Genomic DNA, 8225 nt, shown 5'->3' on the forward strand with positions numbered 1-8225 from the left:
AAAGGAGGTGGCGGGGTGCTGCACCAGCTGCCTGGGGCTGGCGCATTGGTGCAGCACCCCATCGCGCAACACCGCCACCCGATCACAGATGGCGAGTGCTTCTTCGGGATCGTGGGTCACGATCAGGCCGCTGGCACCACAGCGCGAAAGCACGGCGGGCAGCTCGCTGCGCACCCGCAGGCGCACCTCCACATCGAGGTTCGAGAAGGGTTCATCGAGGAGCACCACGGAAGGGCCCGGCGCCAGGGCCCGGGCCAATGCGAGCCGCTGGCGCTGGCCGCCCGAAAGCTCGTGGGGATAACGGCCCTCCAAGCCATTGAGCCCGAGCAGCTCCAGCAACCAGCTAGCCCGGCTGCTGTCCTGACCGCGCCGCAGGCCAAAACAGGCATTGCGCCAGGCGTCGAGGTGGGGGAACAGGGCGTAGTCCTGGAAAACCATGCCAACGCCGCGGCGCTCCGGTGGCAGCCAGCGGCCGGGACCGGCCACGGCCCGGCCGTCGATCAATACCGAACCGCGCTCTGGCCGCTCAAAACCAGCGATCAAGCGCAGCAGGGTGGTTTTGCCGCAACCGGAGGGGCCAAGCAAGCCCACCAATTCGCCCTGATGAAGGGCTAGATCAATGCCCTGCAACGTCCAGTCGCCTGCTGTGGCATTGGCGTAGCGGTGCCACAGGCCTTGCAGCTGCACGTGTTCGCGCAACGGCAAATCGGCAGGCATCAGCTCGGCAAGGGGGCTGGCGATCGGCGCAGGACCGGCAAGGGCCATAGGCTCAGCCACCATCCTGACCTGGCATGAGTCACCCGATGCAGCCCGAAGCCGTAATCACCGCCAGCGCCCCTGCGCCAGTAGGCCCTTACAACCAGGCGGTGAAGGCGGGGGGAGTGCTGTATTGCTCCGGTCAGATCGCCCTGGATCCCAGCACTGGCTTGATGGTGGGGGCTGGTGATGTGGAGGCCGAGACCCGCCAGGTGCTCAGCAACTTGCAGGCCGTGCTGGAAGCTGGCGGCAGCAGCCCAGGACAGGTGCTGCGCACCACGGTCTTTCTGGCAGACCTGGGCGATTTCGCTCGGGTTAATGCCATCTATGCGGAGCTGTTTAGCGATGGGGTATCGCCGGCTCGGGCCTGCGTCGAAGTGGCGGCTCTGCCCAAGGGGGCTCGGGTTGAAATCGACTGCATTGCCCTAGCCGCCTAGCAACTGAGTGCCAAGCAATTAGCTGGGCGGATTCAAGGGGCAATCCATTAGCCCGGCAGCTTGCTCGTCTACGGCGCTGAGTCGCTCCAGGATTGAACGCAGGTCGAGGACGGACAACTCGCCATCTCGCCCCCACTTCATCACCGAGCGACCGATATCAGTTGAGTCGCTATTGCCGGAGCTCATCACCATGACCAGGACCCCGCGTGTTGATTTCAACACTAGCTAGGCGCGGGGAGCATGAATTCAAATAGTTCGCCCTGCACCAGGGCCGAGCCCTGGCAAGGACCAGGCGACCGGGGATGGCCCCGGACCGGAGCAGCACAAAAGGTCTGCAAATGTGACGTCCACTCTTCGGCGCGGAAGACGGCGTACGGGGAGGAGACCGGGGCGGATGCCGGGGCGGAAATCATGACCCTGGACAATTAATACACCCGTACTATAGGCGAGAGTTTGCATTGTCAACGGTCCATGCCAGCCCTGGTATGGACCGCTTTGGCCAGGATGATGGATTCGCCTGTCTGCGATTGAGATGAAACTGCCAGAGGGTTGGCGGGTCTGGCTGCTGGTTATTGGGCTGAATGTCCTAGCCGGCTATCTCTGGTTTATCGATCGAGGCGTCGAGCCGCCAGCCGCTGGCGGCAACCTCCTCGACCTGATCCGATCCCTGGGCCGCTGAGCCTTGCCTGATGGCGCCGGCGCACCCTTAAGCTCATCAGCGACGGGGCGTGGCGCAGCTTGGTAGCGCGGGTGCTTTGGGAGCACTAGGTCGCAGGTTCGAATCCTGTCGCCCCGACTAGTCACTGCAAGGGTTCTCGGCAATACCGGGAACCCTTTTTTCTTGTCTGCAAGAGAAAGTGCAAGAGGACAAGGGGTCTCAGGCCTTGCGTTGCTCACGTGCGGACATCGGTCGGTGGTGGCTGGAGTCAGGACCATCCGGCATGAGATGGGCCAGAGCCCGAGTTTCTCTTGCATCTCTTGCAAGCCATCGCCAATGTGCAGCCCTGCGGCAGAACAGCAGGCTCCGCTGGGCTACGGCCGGCAGCGGCCGTCCTTCACCGTGCCACGGCTCTGCCGTGGCGTGCATCGGCCAGCCGCCGCCGCCCTCCGCTCCGGGGCCGCCGATGTGGGGGTGGTGGGCATGGCCGCTCTCCCGCGGCTGCGGTGGCTGGGCGGCCCGCTGCCGGTGGCTGGCTGGGGTGAGGCCCCAGGTTTCCTCGCACGGCTGCGCGGGCACTGGTCATTTTTGATCGGATCTGATGGCCTTAATTCTTAGGAAGCCGAGGCGGCTGGGCATGGGCTTGCTCTATGCAGATCAGTTGCCCTGCAGCGGTTCTACCGGTCCATAAGTGCAGTTGTACTGCTAGAATAAGGGCTGCGCCAAAGGCCCCTAGTCCATCGCCTGCGGTAATCCAATTTCCTGATCTCGCCAGCACTGCCGCTCTTTTATTTGCGGTGTGTTGCCCCGATCAGTTGTCACCTCTGGCAGCTGATTCATGGATCTTTATCTCTCATCTAGCCCTGAAATAGCACCATCCCGTTCTTTGGTGATCGCGGCCGGAGGCGGCCGGGATCTGGCCTGGCCCCAGCAGCGGGTTGCCGCTGAGCTGCTTGCTCGCAGCAGTGGCCGCCTTGTTCACTTATTGCTCCACGGCGGTGCCCGCGGAGCTGATGCCGCCATTGGTCGCGCTGCCCAGCAGCTGGGTTGGTCAGCTCTGGTTATGCCAGCTCAATGGCAGTTCCATGGGCGGGCCGCTGGGCCAATTCGCAATCGCGAGTTGCTCGAGCAGGCCGTTGCCAGCGCTGTTGCTCGCAGCTCTCCTGGCTGCCTCACCTCAGTGCTGGTCGTGGCCTTCCCCGGTGGTGCTGGCACGGCCTCACTGGTGAGAGAAGCCCGCCGCATGGCCTCCCGCTCGCCGGTGCCGATCTCGGTGGTCGAGGTCAGCCCAGCTGCCGGGCTCTGCGCTGTTCCTGTTGCTGCCATCGCTCTCGGCTGATTTCGCAGCAGAAACTTTCTGGCCTCTGTGGCGCCTGCCTGCAAGTCCCGTTTCCTATTCGTCCGCTTTCACCGTCATGCCTGTTCTCACCCCTATTCCCACCGCCATTCCTGTAATCGATTCGGCTCCTCCAGTGGCAGGCCCCGCCTGCTCGCTGCAGCGCTCTGGTTCCCTCTGGCAGCTGGGCAGCGAGGCCCAGGAGCTCACCACCGCTATCTCTCAGCTGGCCGAGCAGCTGGAAAGTGATGATCCCGAGCAGCGCGCTCTGGCCTTGGCTGAGCTGGAGGCCGCACTTCTGGCAGAGGAGGGCAACAAAGCCGCCTTGGCGGCCAAAGCAGATGCCACCTGCTGGGTGATCGAGCACCTGCGCGGGCAGGCCACCTACCGGAACCAGCAGGCCAAGCGCCTCGCCGACTTGGCCCGTAGTGATGCCGGCCGGGCTGATGCCTTGGAGGAATCGCTGATCTTTGTCCTCACCCAGCTGCAGCCCGCAGCTACACGCTTCTCCTTCCCCGATCACGAGCTCTCAAGCCGCAAGTCCCAGGCGGTGGTGATCGACGACGAGCAGGCCCTCGATGCCGAGTGGCTCACCTTCTCCACCACAAGCAAGCCGGACAAGAACGCCATCAAAGAAGCCCTCAAAGCCGGCCGCCAGATCACTGGCGCCCAGCTGCTCAACCGCCGCTCCTGGCGCATCCACTGAGGGGACAGAGCCCCCCTTGATATGGGTCTGTTGCATGAGCGGGCCCATACCCCTTCCACCCAAATCACCTCTCACATCGCAGTATTCCCATGACCACCGCTGTCTTCTCCACCGAGCAGATCGCTGCCCTTTCCGCTCCACTCGATCGCGCCAAGGTCCAAACCCGCAGCCAGGCCGGCCGCTCCCTGGCCTACCTAGAGGGTTGGCAAGCGATCGCAGAAGCCAACCGCATCTTTGGCTTTGACGGCTGGCAGCGCGAAACCATTTCCGTGCAGTGCGTCTCTGAGCGGGAGCGCACCCTGGGCAGCAGCAACCGTGCCGGCTGGGGCGTCACCTACACCGCCCGTGTTCGCATCAGCGTCGGCGAGGTGATTCGAGAAGGCAGCGGTGCCGGCCATGGCATCGACGTCGACCTGGGCCAGGCCCATGAGTCCGCCCTCAAGGAGGCCGAGACCGATGCGATGAAACGGGCCCTGATGACCTTTGGCAATCCCTTCGGCCTGGCGCTTTACGACAAGCAGCAAAGGGAGGTCACCAGTTCAGCCACTGCGGCCCCCAACGCCAACATCAGAAGCAGGGCAGCAGAAGCGGTCCCCCGGGAGCAGCTCCAATCACCTGACCAGCAGGAGCCTGATCCAGGGCTTGCACCGCTCGATCCAGGCACCATCCAGCAGATCCACGCCACCGTTCGGGGTCTGCCCCGGCCGTTACTGGAGGGCTTCACCAAGGCGTTCCGCAAGCGGTTTCAGGTGCCGGCCGAGGCTGCTTCTATCGCTGATCGGATTTGTCAGCGGCGGCATCACGACTGGATCGAGACGTTTCTGGTGTCACACCGCGAGGTGCGCTCAGCAGATCAGCACCAGCAGCTGGCCACCTGAATAGGAAGCAACCGAAGCGACGCACGTCCTTTGCGCCAAAAAGGTATAGATTTTGAACTCTATGGACTTTGAGTTCGACCCGCTCAAGAGCAAGGCCAACCAGGCGAAGCACGGCATCGACTTTGTCGATGCCCAGGCTCTGTGGAACGATCCCGACCTGCTGGAAATCCCAGCCCGCACCACAGATGAGCCGCGGTTTCTCGTCATTGCTCAGATCCATGGCAAGCACTGGTCAGCCGTGATCACCCATCGCAGCCAGGCCATCCGTCTCATTTCTGACCGTCGCTCCCGCCTGGAAGAGGTCCAGCTCTATGAACAGTTCTGAATTCGATCGTCGCTTTGATGCTGGTGACGTCGTGCTCGGCGCACTTGATCTCGACGCCGCTACTCGGCCCCGCCTGCAGCAGAAGCGCATCAATGTGGATTTTCCCCTCTGGATGGTCGAGCAGCTCGATCGTGAGGCCACCCGTCTTGGCGTGACACGGCAATCGATCATCAAAGTGTGGCTCGCTGAGCGACTGGAGCACCGCACTGAATCAAGCCTGGGCACAGTCGCCCTCCACTGAAGGACAGCATCACCAAAGGTCGATTGGATCTGCCAGCGGCGCTAACAAGAGTGGATCGAGACCTTCTCGTCAGCACCAGTCGCAGCCAGAGGCAGCCGCTATCCACCAGAGCTGAACCGATCAGGCAGGACGCGATAGGGGTAACCGTGCTAGTACACGCGTACGTATTGGCCGTGATTCATGGGTGCCCCTCTCCCCCGGCCCGCAGCACTGAATGCCCGGCTTGATACCCCTATCGAGGAGTGGCCCTACCTCGATGAGACAGTGCTGCTCAAGGCCCGCAGCCGCAAGGTCTGCATGACCTGCCATTGGTTTCGGCATCACGCCGGGGTGAATTGCATCCCGGTGCTCACCTGTCAGCTGCACCAGGGGCTGATCGCCCATGGCGAGCACCTCACCAGCCGCTGCCAGGGCTGGACGGAGGATATGACCCGTCAGCGGGGCTGGGCGCCGGAAGTGGCATGACAGCTGCTGCCAGCCGGCGGCCACCGCTCACCCCCAAGGAGGGTTGGCTGATCCAGGGCGGCCAGGTGCTGTACTTTCGCCCGACTCGCTGGGAGCGCACCAATCAACGGCTGGAGCTGATCAGCCCAGATCTGGCCATTGATCAGGATCTGAGGCGTAGGCAGAGCGGACGGCTCAGTGCTGATGGCGGTGGTGCACGTCGCTGACGTGGGGGTGCTCGTGGACCAGCGGGTCATGGCGGTGCCGATGGCTGTGCCAGAAGGGTTGGCCTGGCTCGAGGTCCGCGAGATCCTCCGGTCGGTGGGGATGAAGGTGGTGCGCATCGCCTTCTACAGGGGCATGGAAGTGGCGGTGCTGGTGATCGAGTTCGGCATGGCGGTGCCAGTGGCCGTGGCTGGATCGCAGCAACAAGCCTGTGCTGAGCGCCATGGCGGCCGCCGCCAGCAGCAGCGATGGACTGAGAGGTGAACCCAGCAGAGCCACCGCCACCAGAGTGCCAAGGAAGGGAGCGGTAGAGAAGACCACGGCTTCCCTGGCGGCCCCCAGAGCGGCCAGGGCCACCATGTCGAGCCAGATCGAGACGCCATAGCCCAGGCTGCCGATGCCAAGCAGGGCGGCACTCATCCAGGCGAACGGAATGGCATGCCCTTGCAGATTGGCCACGGCCAGCATCGGCACGGCAGCCCCGAGGGCCTTGGCGGCGGAGATCTGCAGGGGGTTGCGCAGGCTGAGGCGCTGGGAGAGGTTGTTGTCGATGCCCCAGCACAGGCAGGCCAAGGCAATCCACAGCACGCCCTGCCACTGGCTGCCGCCCAGGGGACCCGCCGAGAGCACCAAGGCGCCGCTGAGCGTGAGCGCGGCCGCCGCCCAGCCTTCCCGGCCGAGATGCTCCTTCCCCACCCCCACAGCGATTAGCACCGTGAATACCGCCTCAAGGTTGAGCAGCAACGCCGAGGCCCCCGGGGTGAGCAGCGCCAAGCCCTTGACCAGGGCGATCGGACCGGCGATGCCGCCCAGCAGGGTGATCAGCCCCAGCAGGGGGAGATCACCCTGCTGGATCGGAGCGTGGCGGCTGGTCGGGGCCTCGGCCAAGGCCAGGGGCAACAGCACCAACGCCGCACCGGCATAGAGCAGACCCGCCACGAGCACGGGAGAAGCCCCGTGGCTGAAGCTGCCGATCAGCGGAGCGCTGGAGCCGAACAGGGCGGCAGCAAGCAGGCCCGACAGCCAGCCGCGGCGCTGTTCTCGCGTCTGGGAGGTCATCAGGAGTACCACAGCAACCGGACGGGCTCCATTACAAAACTATGGGGAAGTCCGCTGGAATCGACAGGACAGAAAGTGTTGCTCCGCGCCGCCTGGTGTGCGATGGCTGAACTGCTCATGGCCGAGCAAAAAAAATGCAGTTCCCAAGGTTTCCTGGAGCCTCTCAGGGCTGTACCGCACCACAGGCAAGCCACTGCAAGTGGTGGGGCCATCTTCTGCAAAGGTTGCCAGGAGCAGAGTGCCCCCAGGCTTGAGCGCCTGCAGTACGGCCCGGACATAGGCCTGCTGATCGGCCGGGCTGGTGAGGAAATGAAACACCGCCCTGTCATGCCAGACGTCATAGGCATGGGCGGGCAGGGTGGCCGTGAGGATGTCGGCCTCCAGCCACTGCCCCGCAGCGGCGCGTGCGCCAAGCCGCTCTCTGGACACGGCCAGTGCCGCGCCGGAAAGGTCCAGAACCGTGATCCGTTGATAGCCAAGGTTCAGGAGGTCATCCACAAGCGTGGAGGCCCCGCCGCCCACATCAATGATCGCCGCATCCAGTGGTAGGCCGGCTGCCTGAAGCAGTCGGAGTGAGTCATCGGCATGGGCTTGATACCAGCTCAACGACTCAGGGGCCTTGGTTGCATATATCGTCTCCCAGTGGTTTTTGCTCGTCATGGGTCCACCCAGAGGCTGCTGTCAACAGTTCAGCCGCCCCGCAGCACCGCGCTGAGCAAGGAGAGGTTGATCATCACAATCACACTGGCGCACAGCCAGCCCGCGACCTGCAGCGCCAGCGGCGCTCTGAGCTCGCCCATCAGGCCGCGCCGCCCGCAGAACCACACCAGCGGGATCACTGCGAAGGGCAACTGCAGCGACAGCACCACCTGGCTCAGCACCAGCAGATTGGTGGTGGCCCGCTCTCCGAACAGGATCACCGTGGCCATCGCAGGAATCAGGGCCAGGCCGCGGGTGAGCAATCGCCGCTTCCAGTCCGGCAGACGGATCTGCAGGAACCCCTCCATCACGATCTGGCCGGCCATGGTGGCGGTGAGCGTCGAGCTCTGGCCAGCCGCCAGCAGGGCCACCCCGAACAGCACGCTGGCGAGCGAGGTGCCCAGCATCGGCGTCAGCAGCCGGTAGGCCTCGCTCAGGTCCGTGACCGGCTGCGGTAGCCG

At 64.2% G+C, this 8225-nt stretch carries 14 protein-coding genes and 1 tRNA gene; 11 read left to right on the forward strand and 4 right to left on the reverse strand.

From position 1 onward, the window contains the following. A partial coding sequence (locus tag KBY71_RS13650) for an ABC transporter ATP-binding protein (protein WP_254929454.1) occupies positions 1-717 on the reverse strand: 717 nt, incomplete at its 3' end. 74 nt (positions 718-791) lie between these two features. Between KBY71_RS13650 and KBY71_RS13655 the strand changes: the two genes are divergently transcribed. The 11 genes from KBY71_RS13655 to KBY71_RS13705 all read left to right on the forward strand — a co-directional run bounded on the left by KBY71_RS13655 (position 792) and on the right by KBY71_RS13705 (position 6008). Continuing rightward, positions 792-1193 carry a RidA family protein gene (locus KBY71_RS13655; RefSeq protein ID WP_254929441.1) on the forward strand — a complete coding sequence of 134 codons (402 nt, stop codon included), beginning with the start codon at positions 792-794 and terminating at the stop codon, positions 1191-1193. A gap of 532 nt (positions 1194-1725) precedes the next feature. Then, positions 1726-1872 (forward strand): hypothetical protein, encoded by a 147-nt coding sequence (locus tag KBY71_RS13660; RefSeq protein WP_254929442.1) that lies wholly within the window; start codon positions 1726-1728, stop codon positions 1870-1872. Between the two features lie 43 nt (positions 1873-1915). Next, positions 1916-1989 (forward strand) — tRNA-Pro (locus tag KBY71_RS13665). A gap of 198 nt (positions 1990-2187) precedes the next feature. After that, positions 2188-2469 (forward strand): hypothetical protein, encoded by a 282-nt coding sequence (locus KBY71_RS13670; RefSeq protein ID WP_254929443.1) that lies wholly within the window; start codon positions 2188-2190, stop codon positions 2467-2469. Positions 2470-2740: 271 nt separating this feature from the next. Beyond that, positions 2741-3190 carry a DUF2493 domain-containing protein gene (locus KBY71_RS13675; protein WP_254929444.1) on the forward strand — a complete coding sequence of 150 codons (450 nt, stop codon included), beginning with the start codon at positions 2741-2743 and terminating at the stop codon, positions 3188-3190. 76 nt (positions 3191-3266) lie between these two features. Next, on the forward strand, positions 3267-3893 hold the full coding sequence (locus KBY71_RS13680) for a siphovirus Gp157 family protein (protein WP_254929445.1): 627 nt from the start codon (positions 3267-3269) through the stop codon (positions 3891-3893). An 89-nt stretch (positions 3894-3982) separates the two neighbouring features. Beyond that, complete coding sequence (locus tag KBY71_RS13685; protein ID WP_254929446.1) at positions 3983-4771, forward strand: RAD52 family DNA repair protein; 789 nt, start codon at positions 3983-3985, stop codon at positions 4769-4771. Between the two features lie 61 nt (positions 4772-4832). Beyond that, the gene (locus tag KBY71_RS13690) at positions 4833-5096 is read left to right on the forward strand and encodes a BrnT family toxin (RefSeq protein WP_254929447.1); all 264 of its coding nucleotides are present in this window, start codon (positions 4833-4835) and stop codon (positions 5094-5096) included. Then, entirely contained in the window at positions 5083-5337 is a 255-nt protein-coding gene (gene brnA / locus KBY71_RS13695; protein ID WP_254929448.1) for a type II toxin-antitoxin system BrnA family antitoxin, read from the forward strand. Before KBY71_RS13690 ends, brnA begins: the two co-directional genes overlap by 14 nt. Positions 5338-5517: 180 nt before the next feature. Then, positions 5518-5802: a galactose oxidase gene (locus KBY71_RS13700; protein WP_254929449.1), complete on the forward strand. Its 285-nt coding sequence runs from the start codon at positions 5518-5520 to the stop codon at positions 5800-5802. After that, on the forward strand, positions 5799-6008 hold the full coding sequence (locus KBY71_RS13705; RefSeq protein ID WP_254929450.1) for a hypothetical protein: 210 nt from the start codon (positions 5799-5801) through the stop codon (positions 6006-6008). Before KBY71_RS13700 ends, KBY71_RS13705 begins: the two co-directional genes overlap by 4 nt. Here the strand turns inward: KBY71_RS13705 and KBY71_RS13710 are convergent. The 3 genes from KBY71_RS13710 to KBY71_RS13720 all read right to left on the reverse strand — a co-directional run. Next, positions 5977-7065 carry a DMT family transporter gene (locus tag KBY71_RS13710; protein ID WP_254929451.1) on the reverse strand — a complete coding sequence of 363 codons (1089 nt, stop codon included), beginning with the start codon at positions 7063-7065 and terminating at the stop codon, positions 5977-5979. The genes KBY71_RS13705 and KBY71_RS13710 overlap by 32 nt on opposite strands. Positions 7066-7104: 39 nt before the next feature. Beyond that, positions 7105-7725 carry a class I SAM-dependent methyltransferase gene (locus KBY71_RS13715; protein WP_254929452.1) on the reverse strand — a complete coding sequence of 207 codons (621 nt, stop codon included), beginning with the start codon at positions 7723-7725 and terminating at the stop codon, positions 7105-7107. Positions 7726-7754: 29 nt separating this feature from the next. Further along, positions 7755-8225 (reverse strand): divalent metal cation transporter (locus tag KBY71_RS13720; RefSeq protein WP_254929453.1); only part of this gene is annotated, 471 nt, incomplete at its 5' end.

The organism is Cyanobium sp. T1B-Tous (assembly GCF_024345475.1).
Classification (GTDB): domain Bacteria; phylum Cyanobacteriota; class Cyanobacteriia; order PCC-6307; family Cyanobiaceae; genus Cyanobium_A.